Origin of the sequence: Streptomyces canarius (assembly GCF_014650735.1) — a bacterium.
Classification (GTDB): domain Bacteria; phylum Actinomycetota; class Actinomycetes; order Streptomycetales; family Streptomycetaceae; genus Streptomyces; species Streptomyces olivaceoviridis.
Genome location: NZ_BMVN01000048.1, coordinates 1 through 16,212, shown reverse-complemented (window position 1 = coordinate 16,212; position 16,212 = coordinate 1). Strand labels below are relative to the sequence as shown.

The 16,212-nt window shown below is 73.7% G+C and carries 16 protein-coding genes and 1 pseudogene; 6 read left to right on the top strand and 11 right to left on the bottom strand.

Annotated elements, in window-relative coordinates; genetic code table 11:
* The first annotated feature begins 78 nt into the window (after positions 1-78).
* The 3 genes from IE294_RS38655 (at position 79) to IE294_RS38645 (ending at position 3,059) form a co-directional block, all read left to right on the top strand.
* Positions 79-1,107: a hypothetical protein gene (locus IE294_RS38655; protein WP_189894045.1), complete on the top strand. Its 1,029-nt coding sequence runs from the start codon at positions 79-81 to the stop codon at positions 1,105-1,107.
* A 255-nt stretch (positions 1,108-1,362) separates the two neighbouring features.
* A complete protein-coding gene (locus IE294_RS38650; RefSeq protein WP_189894043.1) occupies positions 1,363-2,133 on the top strand; it encodes a GNAT family N-acetyltransferase in 771 nt (256 codons plus the stop codon).
* Positions 2,133-3,059: a lysophospholipid acyltransferase family protein gene (locus IE294_RS38645; RefSeq protein ID WP_189894041.1), complete on the top strand. Its 927-nt coding sequence runs from the start codon at positions 2,133-2,135 to the stop codon at positions 3,057-3,059. The genes IE294_RS38650 and IE294_RS38645 overlap by 1 nt, the downstream gene beginning before the upstream one ends.
* Here the strand turns inward: IE294_RS38645 and IE294_RS38640 are convergent.
* From IE294_RS38640 to IE294_RS38630, 3 genes are all read right to left on the bottom strand, one after another.
* On the bottom strand, positions 3,035-5,371 hold the full coding sequence (locus IE294_RS38640; RefSeq protein WP_189894039.1) for an ATP-binding cassette domain-containing protein: 2,337 nt from the start codon (positions 5,369-5,371) through the stop codon (positions 3,035-3,037). The two genes, IE294_RS38645 and IE294_RS38640, sit on opposite strands and share 25 nt — an antisense overlap.
* 29 nt (positions 5,372-5,400) lie before the next feature.
* Complete coding sequence (locus tag IE294_RS38635; RefSeq protein ID WP_189894037.1) at positions 5,401-5,598, bottom strand: antitoxin; 198 nt, start codon at positions 5,596-5,598, stop codon at positions 5,401-5,403.
* Positions 5,599-5,672: 74 nt separating this feature from the next.
* Positions 5,673-6,680 carry an MsnO8 family LLM class oxidoreductase gene (locus IE294_RS38630; protein ID WP_189894035.1) on the bottom strand — a complete coding sequence of 336 codons (1,008 nt, stop codon included), beginning with the start codon at positions 6,678-6,680 and terminating at the stop codon, positions 5,673-5,675.
* Between the two features lie 105 nt (positions 6,681-6,785).
* Here IE294_RS38630 and IE294_RS38625 point away from each other — a divergent pair, with 105 nt between their 5' ends.
* Complete coding sequence (locus IE294_RS38625) at positions 6,786-7,277, top strand: phosphatase domain-containing protein (RefSeq protein ID WP_189894033.1); 492 nt, start codon at positions 6,786-6,788, stop codon at positions 7,275-7,277.
* A 21-nt stretch (positions 7,278-7,298) separates the two neighbouring features.
* On the opposite strand, the gene IE294_RS38620 is transcribed toward IE294_RS38625, so the two are convergent.
* On the bottom strand, positions 7,299-7,514 hold the full coding sequence (locus IE294_RS38620) for a dodecin (protein WP_014676440.1): 216 nt from the start codon (positions 7,512-7,514) through the stop codon (positions 7,299-7,301).
* Positions 7,515-7,723: 209 nt separating this feature from the next.
* On the opposite strand from IE294_RS38620, the gene IE294_RS38615 reads away from it, so the two are divergent.
* Positions 7,724-8,980, top strand: coding sequence for an extracellular solute-binding protein (locus tag IE294_RS38615; protein WP_189894031.1), 1,257 nt, complete (start codon positions 7,724-7,726; stop codon positions 8,978-8,980).
* A gap of 15 nt (positions 8,981-8,995) precedes the next feature.
* Here the strand turns inward: IE294_RS38615 and egtD are convergent, their stop codons facing one another.
* Genes egtD through egtA form a run of 4 tightly spaced genes read right to left on the bottom strand, consistent with a single transcriptional unit; the run spans position 8,996 to position 13,453 of the window.
* Positions 8,996-9,955, bottom strand: a complete 960-nt coding sequence (egtD, locus tag IE294_RS38610; protein ID WP_189894029.1) for an L-histidine N(alpha)-methyltransferase — start codon at positions 9,953-9,955, stop codon at positions 8,996-8,998.
* On the bottom strand, positions 9,952-10,767 hold the full coding sequence (gene egtC / locus IE294_RS38605) for an ergothioneine biosynthesis protein EgtC (RefSeq protein WP_189894027.1): 816 nt from the start codon (positions 10,765-10,767) through the stop codon (positions 9,952-9,954). The genes egtD and egtC overlap by 4 nt, the downstream gene beginning before the upstream one ends.
* The gene (gene egtB / locus IE294_RS38600; RefSeq protein ID WP_189894025.1) at positions 10,767-12,110 is read right to left on the bottom strand and encodes an ergothioneine biosynthesis protein EgtB; all 1,344 of its coding nucleotides are present in this window, start codon (positions 12,108-12,110) and stop codon (positions 10,767-10,769) included. Before egtB ends, egtC begins: the two co-directional genes overlap by 1 nt.
* Positions 12,107-13,453 carry an ergothioneine biosynthesis glutamate--cysteine ligase EgtA gene (egtA, locus tag IE294_RS38595; RefSeq protein ID WP_189894023.1) on the bottom strand — a complete coding sequence of 449 codons (1,347 nt, stop codon included), beginning with the start codon at positions 13,451-13,453 and terminating at the stop codon, positions 12,107-12,109. The genes egtB and egtA overlap by 4 nt, the downstream gene beginning before the upstream one ends.
* 270 nt (positions 13,454-13,723) lie before the next feature.
* On the opposite strand from egtA, the gene IE294_RS38590 reads away from it, so the two are divergent.
* A complete protein-coding gene (locus tag IE294_RS38590; protein WP_189894022.1) occupies positions 13,724-14,548 on the top strand; it encodes a TIGR02452 family protein in 825 nt (274 codons plus the stop codon).
* Positions 14,549-14,656: 108 nt separating this feature from the next.
* Here IE294_RS38590 and IE294_RS38585 read toward each other — a convergent pair whose 3' ends face one another.
* The 3 genes and pseudogenes from IE294_RS38585 to IE294_RS38575 form a co-directional block, all read right to left on the bottom strand.
* Positions 14,657-15,103: a type II toxin-antitoxin system PemK/MazF family toxin gene (locus IE294_RS38585; RefSeq protein WP_189894020.1), complete on the bottom strand. Its 447-nt coding sequence runs from the start codon at positions 15,101-15,103 to the stop codon at positions 14,657-14,659.
* 88 nt (positions 15,104-15,191) lie between these two features.
* Positions 15,192-15,430: pseudogene (locus tag IE294_RS38580) on the bottom strand (IS5/IS1182 family transposase); the annotation flags it as partial.
* A 122-nt stretch (positions 15,431-15,552) separates the two neighbouring features.
* On the bottom strand, positions 15,553-16,113 hold the full coding sequence (locus IE294_RS38575) for a DUF6650 family protein (protein WP_189894018.1): 561 nt from the start codon (positions 16,111-16,113) through the stop codon (positions 15,553-15,555).
* Between the last annotated feature and the right edge of the window lie 99 nt (positions 16,114-16,212).

The window sequence follows — 16,212 nt, the reverse complement described above, 5'->3', positions numbered from 1 at the left end:
CCGACCGGTGGACGGGCGGGGCCGGGAGTGGTGCTCCCCGGCCCCGTCTGGCTCTCCCGGTCCCGGTAGTCTCCGCGCATGATCTTCGGGAACAAGGGGAGGGAGCGGTTCCGCGACGCCGCTGCCGGTTTCGAGGCCGCTGTCCGCGAACGGGACGCCGGCCGCTCGCAACAGTACTTCCAGGACATGCACCGGTTCTTCGGTGACGCGGCCGACCAGGAACTCCTCCAGGCCGGGCCACGGCTCGCCGGCATACTCGACGAGGTGCCACCCGGCCCCCGCGCCACCGTCGCCGTGATCGTCGGCGCGTGCGTCGAGCGCGGTGCCGACGCCTCCGCGTGCGGGCCGCGCGTCCTCGCCGGGCTCGCCGAGACGCTCGACGGCGCGCGGGAGGCCTGCGAGCGGTGGGAGGCGACCGGCGGCGGAGAACTTCCGGACCCGGAGGCCGAGGAACCCGCCACGGACCTCTTCGACCGGGTCGGGGAGGACGCGGCCGTGGCCTGGCTCACCCTGCACCAGTGGGAGATGGCCTCCGTCGCCATGCTCAACCACGCCGCCGTCCGCACCGCCCTCGACGCCGGCGCGCGCGCCCGCCTGCTGCGGACCCTGCGCTCGGTGGAGGAGGCATCCGGGCACGCCTTCAAGTGCCTGGCCTACGCCCTGCTCGTCCTGGACGACGAACCGCTGATCGTGCTGGACCGCCCCACCGGCACCGGGTACGCCTTGCGCATGAGCGGTATCGGCGACAACTTCCAGCTGCACACCCTGCTCGCCGACGTGCTGATCGGCGGCGGCCACCTGCCCGGCCGCGCCCCCTCCGCCGAGGAGGCGGCCGTCTGCCGGGACCAGCCCGGACAACTGGACACCACCGGCTCCTTCAACCTTGTCACCCCGTCCGGCGACTGGGTGTGGAACGAGGGCACCCCCTCGGACATCCCCGCCGTGGACGGCGTACGGCTGCTCGTCCTGGACCCGCCGCCGTACGAGCGGAGCTGGCCCGCCGGCCGGTTCTTCCCGCACATGACGGGCGACCTCGTCCTGGAGCGGGTGCTCGGCGAGGCGGAGGCCGGGCGCCTGCTCGCCGGGTGCGTGAGCAAGGACGCGTGAGCCAGGACGCGTGACCATGGACGGCTGACCGAGAACGCCTGACCGAGAACGCCTGTGCCGGGATCGCCTGGGCCGGGATCGCCTGGCCGAGGACGGCCGGCCCCCGTCGGACCCCGGCGTTCACCACCCCCACATCCCCTCTCCCGGCACCGGTCACGCGCACGCCAACCGGCCTCGGAAGAACAGGAGCGGCGGACCGTACGCACCAGGCCCGCCTCCTTCGTCGCCGACCCGGCCCGTGCCCAGGAGAGAGCCATGACCGGCGTTTCCACCCTCGACCGTCCCCCGCAGCCCGCGGCCCCCACCCGCTACACCGTCACCCTCGCCCGCGACGAGGCCGACGTGCGTGCCGCCCAGCGGCTGCGGCACGACGTCTTCGCCGGGGAGATGGGGGCCCTGCTGGCCACCGCCGAGCCGGGACACGACATCGACGCCTTCGACGCCTACTGCGACCACCTGCTCGTGCGCGAGGAGGTGACCGGGCAGGTCGTCGGCACCTACCGGCTGCTGCCGCCGGAGCGGGCCGCGGTCGCCGGCCGGCTCTACTCCGAGGGCGAGTTCGACCTGGCCGCGCTGGACGCGATCCGGCCCGGCCTGGTCGAGGTCGGCCGCTCCTGCGTCCACCCCGACCACCGCGACGGCACCGTCATCGGCCTGATCTGGGCCGGCATCGCCCGCTACATGACCGACCGGGGCCACGAGTGGCTGGCGGGCTGCTGCTCGGTGCCCCTCGCCGACGGCGGCGCCCTCGCCACCGGCACCTGGGAGCGGGTCCGGAACAAGCACCTGGCGCCCGAGGAGTTCCGGGTCCGGCCGCTGCTGCCGTGGACCCCGAACACCGCGGCCCCCGCCGCCCGCACCGAACTCCCCGCCCTGCTGCGCGGCTACCTCCGGCTGGGCGCCTGGGTGTGCGGCGAACCCGCGCACGACCCCGACTTCGGGGTCGCCGACCTGTACGTCCTGCTGTCGATGCGCCGGGTCGACCCGCGCTACCTGCGGCACTTCCTCTCCCTCGTCCCGGCCTGATGAGTGTCTGGCTGCCCACCGCGCCCTGCACCCCGGGCGCCTGCCTGGAGCCGGTCCGGGCCGCCGCGGCCGTACCCCGTGCCGTGCTGCGGCTGACCGCGGTCGCCGTGCTGCTGCTGGCCGGGATCGTGCTGTGCCCGCTCGGCGGGAGGATCCCCGCCGAGTGGGTCGGGCGGTGGTGCCGGATGATCGTGCGGGCCATCGGGGTCCGGGTCCGGATCACCGGCGCCGCCCCGCCGGCCGGCGGACTGCTGCTGGTCGCCAACCACGTCTCGTGGCTGGACGTCCCGCTGCTCACCGCCGTCCGCCCGGCCCGGATGCTCGCCAAGACCGAGGTCCGGCGGTGGCCCCTGGCGGGCGCGCTGGCCGCGCGCGGCGGGAGCCTGTTCATCGAACGGGACCGGCTGCGCGCCCTGCCCGGCACGGTCGCCGAGATCGCCGGCGCCCTGCGCGCGGGCGCGGCCGTGGCCGCGTTCCCCGAGGGCAGCACCTGGTGCGGGCGCGCCCACGGCCGTTTCCGCCGGGCCGTCTTCCAGGCCGCGCTCGACGCGGGCGTGCCCGTCCAGCCGGTCGGCCTGCGCTACCGGTGGCAGGACGGCGGGCCCGGCACCACGGCGGCCTTCGTCGGCGAGGACACCCTGCTGGCCTCCCTGTGGCGGGTGGCCCGGGCCCGCGGCCTGGTCGCCGAGGTGGAGGTCCGGCCGGTGATCCCGCCCGGCGCCCACCCCGACCGCCGCGCCCTCGCCCACGCGGCCCAGCCGGCCGCGCCCGAACCGGCCTGGACCCACGCGGCGCTGGTCGCGAGCGCGCTGGAGGGCCCGCACGGCCAGTTGGGTCCGGCTGCGCCGGGCCCGGTGCGGGGTGGCCGGTCCGTCAGCAGGAACCGGCAGCGACCCGGGGCTCAGGGCATGACCCGTGCCAGATAGGGCGCCGTCGCGCTGCCCTCGGCGCGGGACACCCGGTCCGGCGGGCCGACCGTCACGATCCGGCCGCCCCGGTCGCCGCCGCCCGGACCCAGGTCGATCACCCAGTCCGCGCCCGCCACCACCGTCATGTCGTGCTCCACCACGACGACGGTGTGCCCGGCGTCGACCAGCCCGTGCAACCGGTCCATCAGGACCTCCACATCGGCCGGGTGCAGACCGGTCGTCGGCTCGTCCAGCAGGTACAGGGTGTGGCCCCGGCGCCCGCGCTGGAGCTCGCTCGCCAGCTTGATCCGCTGCGCCTCCCCGCCGGACAGCTCGGTCGCCGGCTGGCCGAGCCGCAGATAGCCGAGGCCCACGTCCAACAGGGTGCCGAGGCTGCGGGCGGCGGCGGGGGAGTCCGCGAAGAACTCCGCTGCGGCCTCCACGGTCAGGTCGAGCACGTCGGCGATGGTCCGTCCCCGGTACGTCACCTGGAGCGTCTCGGGGTTGTAGCGGGCGCCGCCGCAGTCCGGGCAGGGCGCGTAGGTGCTCGGCAGGAACAGCAGTTCCACGCTGACGAACCCCTCGCCCTGGCAGGTCTCGCAGCGCCCACCGGCCACGTTGAACGAGAACCGCCCGACGCCGTACCCGCGCTCCCGCGCCTCCTCGGTGCCGGCGAACACCTTCCGTACGACGTCGAACAGGCCGGTGTAGGTGGCCAGGTTGGAGCGCGGGGTGCGCCCGATGGGCTTCTGGTCGACGCGGACCAGCCGCTCGACGCCGTCCAGGTCCTCCGTCAACTCGCCGATCAGCGTGGACTTGCCGGAGCCGGAGACACCGGTCACCGCGGTGAACGCGCCGAGCGGGAACCGTGCCGTCACCTCCCGCAGGTTGTGCCGGGTCACCGGGCCCACCGTCAACCAGCTCCGCGGTGGGCGGACTTCGCGCGGCGGACCGGGCGACTCGTCGAAGAGGAACACGGCCGTCGCCGACTCCTCGACCGAGGCCAGCTCGGCGACCGGCCCGCTGTACAGCACCCGCCCGCCGTGCTCGCCCGCGCCGGGGCCCACGTCGACCACCCAGTCGGCGCCGCGCACCACCTCCAGGTGGTGCTCCACCACGAACACCGAGTTCCCGGCCGCCTTCAGCCGGTCCAGCACGGTCAGCAGGGCCTCGGTGTCCGCCGGGTGCAGCCCCGCGGACGGCTCGTCCAGCACGTACACCACGCCGAACAGCCCGGACCGCAACTGCGTGGCGAGCCGCAGCCGTTGCAGCTCGCCCGCCGAGAGGGTGGGGGCGGCCCGGTCCAGGCTGAGATAGCCGAGCCCCAGCTCGACCACCGGCGCGATCCGGGACATGAGGTCGGCCGTGAGCACCCGGGCCGTCTCCGTCCCGGTGCCGCCGTCGAGCAGTCCCGCGAGGTCGGTCAGCGGCAGCGCGGCCAGCTCGGCGATGGTCCGCCCGCCGAACGTCACCGCGAGGGCCTCGGGCCGCAGCCGGCTGCCCCCGCAGGCGGGACAGGGCGCGCTGGCCAGGAAGCGCTCCGCCTTCGCCCGCAGGGTCGGCGACTTGGTGTCGGAGAACGTCTTCAGGACGTACCGGCGGGCGCTCATGTAGGTGCCCTGGTACGGCCGTTGGATGCGGTCGGCGTCCCGGACCGGGTGGACGGTGACCACCGGCTGCTCGTCGGTGAACAGGATCCACTCGCGCTCACGCGCGGGCAGTTCGCGCCAGGGCCGGTCCACGTCGTGACCGAGCGTGTCCAGGATGTCCCGCAGGTTCTTGCCCTGCCAGGCGCCCGGCCAGGCCGCGACGGCGCCCTCCCGGATGGTCAGCGAGGGGTCCGGGACCAGCAGCTCCTCGGTGGTCTCGTGCACCTGCCCGAGGCCGTGGCACGTGGGGCAGGCACCGGCCGCCGTGTTCGGCGAGAACGCGTCCGAGTCCAGCCGCTCGGCGCCGGGCGGGTAGGCGCCGGCGCGCGAGAACAGCATGCGCAGCGAATTGGAGAGGTTGGTGACCGTGCCCACCGAGGAGCGCGAGCCGGGGGCGGAGCGGCGCTGCTGGAGCGAGACCGCGGGCGGCAGCCCGGTGATCTCGCCGACCTTGGGCGCCCCCACCTGGTGGATCAGCCGGCGCGCGTACGGGGCGACCGACTCGAAGTACCGCCGCTGCGCCTCGGCGTAGACCGTGCCGAACGCCAGGGACGACTTGCCCGAGCCGGAGACGCCGGTGAAGACGGCGAGGACGTCCCGGGGGATGTCCACGTCGACGCCCTTGAGGTTGTGCTCGCGGGCGCCGCGGACGCGGACGTACGGATCATGGGGGCTGTGCATCGGGGGGATACTCTAACCGCCCCCGCGCGCTAGACCTGCGGGGGGTTGTCCCGGTCCTGCGGCCGGGTGCCGAACTCGTCGCGCAGTTTGTCCTGGCCGGTGTCGACCTGCGACCGGTACTTGTTCCCGGTGCGCTCGTCGATGTAGTCGCCGCCCTTGTCGATGCCCTTGTCGGCCATACCCTCACGGCCCTTGAGCATGCCCTTGATCTTGTCCTTGAGGGACATGGCAGCCCTCCTCGTCGTTAGGGGTTCGCCCTCCCAGGGTCACCGGCCCGGGCCGGGTTCGCATCTCGGGCGGGTCACCTGACCGGCGCGAAGAGCGCGGCGAGCCGCCGGTGGGAGTCGAGCAGGGCCGTACGGTCGTAGGTGCTGGTGGTGACGAGCACCTCCTCGGCGCCCGTCTCCTCGAGCACGGTCTCCAGCTCGTGGGCCACCTGGTCCGCGGTGCCCGCGATGTGCCCGGCGAGTCCGGACGCGTAGAGGTCCCGTTCCTTCGCGGTCATCGCGCGGGCCTCGACCGCCCCGGCGGGGGCGAGCGGCGGGAAGGTGCCGTGCGTACGGGAGTACGCCATCGCCCAGGCCTCGGGGACCAGCAGCCGGCGCGCCTCGGCCTCGGTGCCGGCGACCGCCACCGTGCCGGAGATCACGACGTACGGCTCGGACGCCCAGCGGGAGGGGCGGAACAGGGAGCGGTACTGGTCGATGCCGCGCAGCATCTTCGCACGGTCCCGCAGGTCTCCGATGACCATGGGCAGGCCCGCGCGGGCCGCGATGCGCGCGCCCTCGCCCATGGCCAGCACGAACGGCGGCACGGTCAGCCCCTCCGCGGGGCGGGCGTGCACCCCGGTCGGCGAACTGCCCGTGAACCAGTCCAGCAACTCGCCGAGCTGGGCCGCGAAGTCCTCCGCGTCGCCCTTGTCCCGGCCGAGCGCCCTGCGCACCCCGTCCGTGAAGCCGACGGAGCGGCCGAGCCCCATGTCGACACGGCCCGGGAACAGGGCCTCCAGCACCCCGAACTGCTCGGCGACGACCAGGGGTTGGTGGTTGGGCAGCATGACCCCGCCGGTGCCGACCCGGACGGTGCGGGTGGCGGCGGCGACCGCGGCGGCGAGCACGGTCGGCGCGGAGCCGGCGACACCCGGCACGCCGTGGTGCTCGGACACCCAGAACCGGTGGTAGCCGAGCGCCTCCACCTCGCGCGCCAGCGCGACGGTGTCCCGCAGCGCCTCGGCGGGCGGGTGGCCCTCGCGGGTGCGGGAGCGGTCGAGGACGGAGAACCGGGTCCGGCTGATCAGTGTGCTGCTCACAACAGGGTCCAACGCCGTGGCAGGCCCGGGATTCCCGCGGCCACCCCCGGTGGGTGCGCGGGTACGCACCGTACGGCCGGCCGGGGCCTGGTTAGGGTGGTCGGTGTGACCGACAGCAGCAAGCGCCCGCTCGCCGTGTTCGACCTCGACAACACGCTTGCCGACACCGCCCACCGCCAGCACTTCCTGGAGGGCCGGCCGCGGAACTGGGACGCGTTCTTCGCCGCCGCGCCCCAGGACCCGCCGATCGCCGAGGGCGTGGCGCTGGCCGTGGAGAGCGCCCGCGCCTGCGAGGTCGTCTACCTCACCGGCCGCCCCGAGCGGTGCCGCCGCGACACGCTGGAGTGGCTCGCGGCCCACGGGCTCCCGGCGGGGCGCGTGCACATGCGGCGCGCCGCCGACCGCAGGCCGGCGCGGTTCACCAAGCTGGAGATCCTGCGCCGGCTCGCCCGGGACCGGGAGGTCCGGGTGGTCGTGGACGACGACGAACTGGTCTGCGACGACGCCGAGCGGGCCGGTTTCACCGTCGTACGGGCCCGCTGGGCCGCGAAGTCGGCCGCCCTGCAAGAGGTGCAGGAGCGGGAAGGACGTACCTGAGCAGGGCGCGAGCGGACGGGCTCAGTCGCCGTCCTCCAGGCGGAAGCCGACTTTCAGGCCCACCTGGTAGTGCTCGATCCTGCCGTTCTCGATCTGGCCGCGGACCTGCGTCACCTCGAACCAGTCCAGGTTGCGCAGCGTCTGGTCGGCGCGGGCGATGCCGTTGCGGATGGCCTGGTCGACGCCCTCGTGCGAGGTGCCGACGATCTCGGTGACCCGGTAGGTGTGGTTCGACATGCGGTGCTCCTCTCGTGTCACGCCGTACTCCACCGTGCCGTATCGGCGCTCCGCGCGCACGGCGTCGCGGGCCGGCCGGGGTCCGGCCCTTGACCTCCGCATTGGTCCATACCAAAATCCGGAACACCCGTACGAGCCGCGCGCTCGTCCCCCCACGTCGGGCCCCCACCCCTGTCCCAGCACTCTCGCCAGACAGAACAGGACCCCTCGTGAGACGTCGTCTGCTCGCCCTCATCTGCGTCACCGGTTCGCTCGTCAGCGGCTGCGGGATGCTCCCCGGCGACCACGACCGCAAGACCGTGACCGTGTGGCTGATGAAGGGCAGCGCCTCCGGGGAGTTCCTGCGGCGGTTCACCGAGGACTTCGAACGCACCCACGAGGACCTGCGGCTGGACATCCGCATCCAGGAGTGGACCGGCATCGTGGACAAGGTCCGCGGCGCGCTCAAGGCCGGCTCCGGCGACGGCCCCGACGTCATCGAGGTCGGCAACACCCAGGTGCCGCTGTACGCGGACGGCGGCCGGCTCGCGGACCTGACCCTGGAGTCGATGCGGGACTGGGGCAAGGAGAAGTGGCTGCCCGGTCTCGCCGAGCCCGGCAAGGACGGAAACAAGCAGTACGGCATCCCGTGGTACGCCGCCAACCGCGTCGTCATCTACCGCAAGGACCTGTTCGAGCAGGCCGGCGTCACCAGCCCGCCGAAGACCCGCGACGCATGGCTCGCCGCCACCGAGAAGCTCGACTCCGGCGGCAACCAGGGCATCTACCTCGCCGGACAGGACTGGTACACGCTCTCCGGCTTCATCTGGGACGAGGGGGGCGACCTCGCCCGGGAGAAGGACTACGAGTGGCAGGGCACCCTGGACACCCCGGCCGCACTGCGCGGCATGGACTTCTACCGCCGGCTCCAGGCGCTGGGCGAGGGGCCCGTGGACGCCGACGAGGAACACCCGCCCCAGGCCGGGGTGTTCGCCGGCGGCAAGGTCGCGCAGATCGTCGCCGTACCCGGGCTCGCCCAGGCGGTCGTCCGGCAGAACCCGGGCCTGAAGGACAAGCTCGGCTTCTTCCCCGTGCCCGGCCGGACCGCCGGGCGGCCCGGCACGGTCTTCACCGGCGGCTCGGACCTGGTCGTCCCGCGCAACACCGACGACCAGTTCGCCGCGACCGCCGTCGTCGGGGCGCTCACCGGCGCCAAGTGGGACACCGAGCTCGCCCGCGCCATGAACTACGTGCCCAACAAGACCACGCTGGCCGACGCGGTCGGGGGCGAGGAGGGGGTCGCCGCCATGGCCGCGGGCGCGGCACACGGCCGGGCGACCCCCAACACCCCTCAGTGGGCCGACGTGGAGGCCGACAACCCGATCAAGGAGTACATGACCCGGGTGCTGGGCGGCGCGGACCCGGCGACCGAGGCCCGCCGCGCCTCACGCGAGATCACCGAGGCGCTCGCCCCGAACGTGGGCTGACCGGGCGCACCCGGCTCACCGCGCCATGCTCAGCGACAGCGCGAACCGGCCCTCGGCGTCCGTCCACCAGTGGGTCAGCTCCAGGCCTGCCGCGGCCAGTTCTCCGGTCACGCCCTCCTTGCGGAACTTGGCCGACACCTCGGTGCGCAGCTCCTCGCCCGCCGCGAAGTCCACGGCGAGATCCAGCGCGGGCACCTTCACGGTCTGCCCGGTACGGGAGCGCAGCCGCATCTCGATCCACTCCCGCTCGGCGTCCCACAGGGCCACGTGGTCGAACGCGTCCGGGTCGAAGTCGGCGCCCAGTTCGCGGTCGACCACGGCCAGCACGTTCTTGTTGAACGCGGCCGTCACCCCGGCCGCGTCGTCGTACGCCCGGACCAGCACCCGTTCGTCCTTCACCAGGTCCGTGCCGAGCAGCAGTCCGTCGCCCGGTGCGAGCAGCGCCCGCACCGAGGCGAGGAACCCCGCGCGTTCGACGGGCAGCAGGTTGCCGATCGTGCCGCCGAGGAAGGCCACCAGCCGGGGCCCCGGTGTGGCGGGCAGGGTCAGCGGGGCGGTGAAGTCGGCGATCAGCGCGTGGACTTCGAGGTCGGGGCGCTCCTCGATCAGGGCCCCGCCGGCCTGGGTGAGGGCGCTCTCGCTGACGTCGACCGGGACGTACGCCGAGAGGGGGAGCGCGTCGATCAGGTAGCGGGTCTTCTCCGAGGAGCCCGAGCCCAGTTCGACCAGGGTGCGGGCACCGCTCGCGGCGGCGATCTCACCGGACCGGGCGGCGAGGATCTCGCGTTCGGCGCGCGTGGGGTAGTACTCGGGCAGTTCGGTGATCCGCTCGAACAGCTCGCTGCCGCGGGCGTCGTAGAACCACTTGGGCGGCAGCCACTTGGGAGTGGCGGTGAGGCCGCGCAGGACGTCGGCGCGCAGCGCGGCGTCCGTCGCGTCCTCGGGGAGCGTGCGGGTGACGTGCAGGGGGCTCAACGGCAGGGCTCCTTCGGTGATCGGGGTGCCCCCGCTCGGGCGGAGCCGAGCGCGGGCGAGGCCGCCGGGTCCTCCAGCGGGGCGAGCAGCACGCCGGCGCGGCTCGCGGTGAGCACGGTGCGGTCGGGGGCCTCCCGCCAGAGCGGGTCGTCGTCGTACGGCTCGGAGGCGACGACCGTGCTCCGGCCGGGCTCCGTGCGGTACCAGAGCGAGTCGCCCCAGGCGGTGGCCGTGATCGTGGCTCCGTCGGTCAGCAGCAGGTTGAGGCGGGAGGCAGGGGCCGCCCACGCCAGCTGGCGAACCGTTTCTCCCATGGCCTGGTCCGCTTCGTCGCCGCTGCGCAGCCGGTGCAGGACCAGTGCCCAGACGAACGCCGAGTCGTTACGGGCCTGGAGCGAGAGCAGCTCGACCGGTGGCAGCGCGGACACCAGGGGCGCCGCCGCGTCCGGCCAGCCCGCGACCGCGCCGTTGTGACTGAACAGCCACCGCCCGGACGCGAACGGCGCCGCGGCGGCCTCGGCGTCCGCCCCCGCGAAGGTCGCGTCCCGGACGGCCGCGAGCACGGCGCCCGAGCGCACCACCCGGGACAGGTCGGCGAAGGACAGGTCGGCCCAGATCGGCCCGGCCCGCCGGTAGCGTGCCGGTACCGGGTCCTGCGAGGCGTACCAGCCGACCCCGAAACCATCGGCGTTGACCGTGCCGTACCGCTGCCGGCGCGGCGCCCACGACTGGCGGAACAGACTGTGCGGGGGTTCCACGAGGACCCGGCCGAGCGGTTCCTCGGGGCCCAGGTAGGCGAGGTGACGGCACATCAGACCGCCTCCGAGCGGGCGGTGCGGAACCCGGAGAAGATCTGCCGGCGGATCGGGTAGTCCCAGTTGCGGAAGGTGCCCCGGCAGGCCACCGGGTCCACGGCGAACGAACCACCGCGCAGCACCTTGTGCTCGGGGCCGAAGAACACCTCCGAGTACTCCTTGTACGGGAAGGCGCGAAAGCCCGGGTACGGCAGGAAGTCGCTCGCCGTCCACTCCCACACGTCACCGATCAGCTGCCGGACGCCGAGCGGCGAGGCACCGGCCGGGTAGCTCCCGGCGGGAGCGGGCCTGAGGTGCCGCTGGCCCAGGTTGGCGTGTTCCGGCGCCGGGTCGGCGTCCCCCCACGGGTAGCGCCGCGAGCGGCCGGTGGCCGGGTCGAAGCGGGCCGCCTTCTCCCACTCCGTCTCGGTGGGCAGCCGCCGCCCGGCCCAACGGGCGTAGGCGTCCGCCTCGTACCAGCACACGTGCAGCACCGGCTCGTCGGGCGGGACCGGTTCCGTGATCCCGAACCGGCGCCGCAGCCACTGGCCGCCGTCCCGCCGCCAGAACAGCGGGGCGGCTATGGCGTGCTGCCTGATGTGCGCCCAGCCCTCCGGCGACCACCAGCGCTCGGTGTCGTAGCCGCCGTCCTCCATGAACGCCTGGTACGCCGCGTTCGTCACCGGGGTCGTGTCGATCCAGAACGGCGCCACCTCGCGCGGGTGCGCCGGGCGCTCGTTGTCCAGCGCCCAGGGCTCACTGGAGGTGCCCATGGTGAACGGGCCGCCGGGGACGAGGACTTCGGCCGGCCCGGTGAAGAACGGGACCGGCTCCGGGTCCGGGGCGGTCAGCGCCTGCGGGCCCTTGCGGAGCTGGTGGGTGATCAGCATGGTCTCGTCGTGCTGCTGTTCGTGCTGGGCGATCATGCCGAAGGCGAAGCCGGCCTCGGTCAGCCGGGTGCCGTGGAAGTCCGCTGCCTGGAGCAGGTCCAGCGCCCGGCCGCGCACCTCGGCCGCGTACCGGCGGGCCTCGGCGGCCGGCAGCAGCGGCAGGGTGGGGCGCTCGGACCGCGGGTGCTCGAAGGCGTCGTACAGGCTGTCGATCTCGGGCCGCATCGCCTCCCGGCCGCCGACCGCCCGCAGCAGCCACAGCTCCTCCTGGTTGCCGATGTGTGCCAGGTCCCACACCAGTGGGGACATCAGCGGCGAGTGCTGGGCGGTGAGGTCCGGTTCGTCGACGCAGGAGGTCAGCAGCGTGGTGCGGTCGCGGGCGGTGGTGAGGGAGGCCAGCGCGCGCTCCCGCAGCGCCTCGGCGTCCGTCTCGGCCGTCTGGGTCTCGATGTCGGTCTCGGGGGCGGTCATGTACGGATGTCCTTCCTCCCGCGGGCGGTGCGGGTTCCGGCCGGGCCGGACCCGGACGAGGGCGGGGCGGTCACGGGCAGCCGGTCCAGCAGGTCGTCGGCCGGGCAGCGGCCCCGGGCGACATAGCGGTCCCGGTACGCGGCCACGGCGTCGGTGACCCGGGTGGTGGCGCCGAGCCGGGGCAGCGCGTCCAGGGCCGCCGCGAAACAGACGTCGGCGGCCTCGCGCAGCTCCGGGTCGGCGAGCCCGGACCGGGCCGCGTCGACCCACAGGGGGTTGTGCGGGGCCGGGAGGTCAAGGGCCCGTTCGGCCAGTGGTTTCACGGTCCGGTAGGCGGTCTCGGCGGCCTCCGGGTCGTCGAACAGCGCCGCCGTCACCGCGAGCGGCACGATCCAGCCGTCCTCGCCGGGCTGGGCGTCGATCATCCGCAGCTCCAGATGGCCGCGCGGCCGGACCGGCGGGAACAGCGTGGTGAGGTGGTAGTCGAGGTCCGCCCGGGTGGGCGGCCGGGGCGAACCGGAGCGGGTCCACTCCCGGAAGGTGAGCCCCTCGGGCACCTCCCACGGTCCGCTGTCCCGGCGCACGCACATCACGGGCGCGTCCAGCACGTGCCGGGCCCAGGCGGCCCGCGGCTCGCCGTTCGGCGGGGGAGCGCCGGCCCGGCCGGCACCTATCTCCGTCCATATCAGCTGCCGTGCGGACTGCCAGCCCGTGGGGCGGCCGCCGATCAGCGGCGAGTTGGCGAACGCGGCCACCAGGACCGCGCCCAGCTGGTGCGCCAGCCACCAGCGCCGGGCGTGCCCCAGCGGGCCCGGCTCCTCCTGTCCGGCGTCCACGCAGACCTGGACGGACGCCGAGGCGCACATCATGTGCCGGCCGGCCGGACCGGTGCGGTCCAGGCAGGTCTCCATGGCGTCGTAACGGGGCTCGCGCAGGAATCTGCGGGGCGGGTGCCAGGGATCGTGACCGATGCCCGCGAGGCCGAGACCGTCCTGGGCCAGCACGGCCCGGACGGCGTCCAGGTCGGCGGAGACGGTGTCGACGCACTCCATCAGGGAGGCGGCGGGCGGCGAGCTCAGCTCCAGCTGGCCGCCGGGTTCGACGGTGAGCGCCGATCCCAGGGGTACGGCCCGCACGGTGGCGTAGGCCGCTTCGAGTCGTTCGGGTGTGACCGGGAGCTGCGGCAGCTCCAGCGGGTGGACGAGCCACTCCAGCTCGACACCGAGGGTGCGGGGCGGTCCGGTCTTGAAGCAGATGCCCCGGACCAGGGCCTCCACCTCGGCCTCGGTGACGGCGGTGCGGTGCTCCGTACAGTCACCACCGTCGCTCTGTACATGAGACATGTCGGGATCCTCCTGAGATTCCACCATGCCACGGGCCCAGCGTCCCGGCCCGTGGCACTCGTTCCACCCAAGACCTTCGCACCGATTCGCACAAGAGTGCCAGCGGGGACGTTCCGGATCCGTCACTTCCGTTTCCTTGTGTGTTTCCGGGCCGTTGCGGAGCCGGGAAACTCCGTTGCACCGCATCACCAGCATCGCCCAGGATGCGTGCATGAGCACGACGGGGGAGACCGCGCGGGCCGCGGTCGTGGCGCCCACGGGGGTGGCGCCGTGAGCGCGCGCCTGCGCGGGATCGCCGAGGAAACGGAACGTATCGTGGCCGCGGGCCGGTATTGCGCGTCGGACGGCCGGGAGGTGTCACTCGCCGAATCGGTGCAGGCCGCGCGGGCGGGCACCCGGATGTACGGCCCCGCCCCGGTGCCGGTGACACCGGCAAGCGGAACCGAGTTGGCGGTCGAGGTCACCGGCGAGAGCAGCCTGGAGGCGGCCCGCAGGCTCGCCGACGCCCCCGTCGCCGTCCTGAACTTCGCCTCCGCCCGTAATCCCGGCGGCGGTTACCTCAACGGCGCGCAGGCGCAGGAGGAGGCCCTGTGTCGCGCCTCCGCGCTGTACACCTGCCTGCTGACGGCCCGCGCCTTCTACGACCATCACCGCACCGACCGCGATCCGTTCTACTCGGACCGCGTGATCCATTCCCCGGCCGTCCCCGTCTTCCGCGACGACCGGGGCCGGCTGCTCCCCGAGCCGTACCACGCGGGCTTCCTGACGGCCGCCGCCCCCAACGCGGGGGTGATCCGGCGAACGGCGCCGGAGCGGGCCGCCGCGCTCCCGGCAGCCCTGGCCGTACGGGCCGGACGCGTCCTGGAGACGGCCGCCGCCCACGGTTACCGGCGGCTGGTGCTCGGCGCCTGGGGCTGCGGCGTCTTCCAGAACGACCCGGCGCGGGTCGCGGGAGCCTTCCGGACGCTACTGGGACCTGACGGCCGGTTCGCTCGGGCGTTCGATCACGTGGTGTTCGGTGTGCTGGACCGGACGCCGGGGGCGGTGGTGCGGGGGGCGTTCGAACGGGCGTTCCCGGAGTCGGTGGGGGTGTAGCGGGGCTTCGGAGATTCGGGAGTGGGGGGTCCGGCTGCCGGCTCGGTCCGGGGGCGGACCCGCCCGTAGCGCTCGACCGTGGGCACGGCCCGTGGGGCTCGGGGGCGGTCAGGTCCAGCCGTAACGTTCGTGCAGGCGTTGGCGGACGAGGTTGAACCGCATGCGGTCCAGTGCGCACGCCTCGCGGCGCATGCCCTGCTCGTGCAGCCGCAGCACCCGGTCCACGTCCACCCACGAATCACGGCCCGACCGGTCCCAGGGTCCGCTCCCGATCGCCACCCACTCGCGGTCGGCGTCGTGCCGCTTGCTGGACAACTGTACGGCGAGCAGGGTGCCGGCGGCCTCCCGGGCCACCACCAGCACCGGGCGGTCCTTGCCCCGGCCGTCGTTCTCCTCGAACGGCACCCAGGTCCACACGACCTCCCCGGGGTCCGGGTCGCCGTCATGGGCCGGGGAGTACTCGGTCCGCACCCGGCCGACCTCGCGCGGGTCGGCCTCGGTGGTGGCGTGCGGGCCGTACCGGCCGGGGACGTTCTCTTCGGTAAACGTGCTCACGGAGGCACCCTAAGGGCTCTCCCGTAATGATCTGAAGTGCGCTGACGCTGACGGGCCACCCCGCTCGACCGTCACCCGGCCAGGGTGAGTTGTGCAGGCGTACGAGGCCGAGCATGGCATGGTGGACGCCGTCGCCTTCCAGGCGGCGGTCGAGCAGGATCTTCCGGCCCTCCAAGCGGGCGAGGGCGTGCTCGACGCGGGCGCGGGCCGTGCGATTCCCCTGCGCTCGCGACGGTGCGGGATGACCAGGCCGGCACCCCGGTAGCCGCCGTCTGCAATGACCGTGCCCCTGCCGACAGCGACCACAAGCCGGGTGTCGGCATCGATGGCACAAAGCGTCGCAATGGGGCAGCCATCGTCATGGCAGGTCGGGCCTGGGCGTCACTCCCATCTTGTGGACCGGGCAGTGGTGGGCGGAACGGACCGGGGGCCTCGCCCCCATGACGCAGCTAATCCCGGTCGTCGAAGTACAGCGGCGACAGTCTGGCGCCACGCTCTGAGGCGTCTGCATCAGGCGGCGTGACATGGGCGAGGTCACCGTCGATCGGGATGTCGAACTTCCGGCCGATCTCGGCGACAGCAACTCCGACCCGGCCGCGCAACAGGCCCAGGGCCTGAAGCCCCAATGTCCACTGCATCCGATCCCGATCCCGGGGTGAGGCGTTTCCTTGCGTTCTCTCGGCGAACCTGCGTGCCGACTCCACATCAGTCAGCCACTGCCTCACGGCGGCGCGCATTGCGCGCACTTGCTCCCGAAGCTCCTCGGACTCACACTGTTCGACCTGCTCGTTCAGATAGGCACGCAGCGCCTCGATCGAGCCCCAAGTCCCGTCCTCCTCTTCGAGCTCATATGGCGCATGCAGCACGCGGTGATCTTCCAGGCGAAGCAGGATCGATCTTGCCCGCTCGCGCTCACTCCGAGTGAACTCCAGACTGGCGCCTTGCCCGAAGAACGAGAAGCTGATCGTCTGCAATCGGCCGCGCCAGCGCCAGCGCCACTGCTTGAACATTCCCACCTTCCAGCTCCTGCAACAGGTGAGATCAAGCTAGTGTCCTGCGCCGGTAGTCCGTCGTTAGATCTTGTATGAGTTCTCCTGCCGGGGTGCCGG

Bases quoted from the DNA above. Each gene is read 5' to 3' on its own strand.
- IE294_RS38650 (WP_189894043.1), top strand. From the start codon at position 1,363: ATGACCGGCGTTTCCACCCTCGACCGTCCCCCGCAGCCCGCGGCCCCC.
- IE294_RS38635 (WP_189894037.1), bottom strand. From the start codon at position 5,598: ATGTCCCTCAAGGACAAGATCAAGGGCATGCTCAAGGGCCGTGAGGGT.
- IE294_RS38640 (WP_189894039.1), bottom strand. From the start codon at position 5,371: ATGCACAGCCCCCATGATCCGTACGTCCGCGTCCGCGGCGCCCGCGAG.
- egtC (WP_189894027.1), bottom strand. From the start codon at position 10,767: ATGTGCCGTCACCTCGCCTACCTGGGCCCCGAGGAACCGCTCGGCCGG.
- IE294_RS38575 (WP_189894018.1), bottom strand. From the start codon at position 16,113: ATGTTCAAGCAGTGGCGCTGGCGCTGGCGCGGCCGATTGCAGACGATC.
- IE294_RS38645 (WP_189894041.1), top strand. From the start codon at position 2,133: ATGAGTGTCTGGCTGCCCACCGCGCCCTGCACCCCGGGCGCCTGCCTG.
- IE294_RS38620 (WP_014676440.1), bottom strand. From the start codon at position 7,514: ATGTCGAACCACACCTACCGGGTCACCGAGATCGTCGGCACCTCGCAC.
- IE294_RS38655 (WP_189894045.1), top strand. From the start codon at position 79: ATGATCTTCGGGAACAAGGGGAGGGAGCGGTTCCGCGACGCCGCTGCC.
- egtA (WP_189894023.1), bottom strand. From the start codon at position 13,453: ATGTCTCATGTACAGAGCGACGGTGGTGACTGTACGGAGCACCGCACC.
- egtB (WP_189894025.1), bottom strand. From the start codon at position 12,110: ATGACCGCCCCCGAGACCGACATCGAGACCCAGACGGCCGAGACGGAC.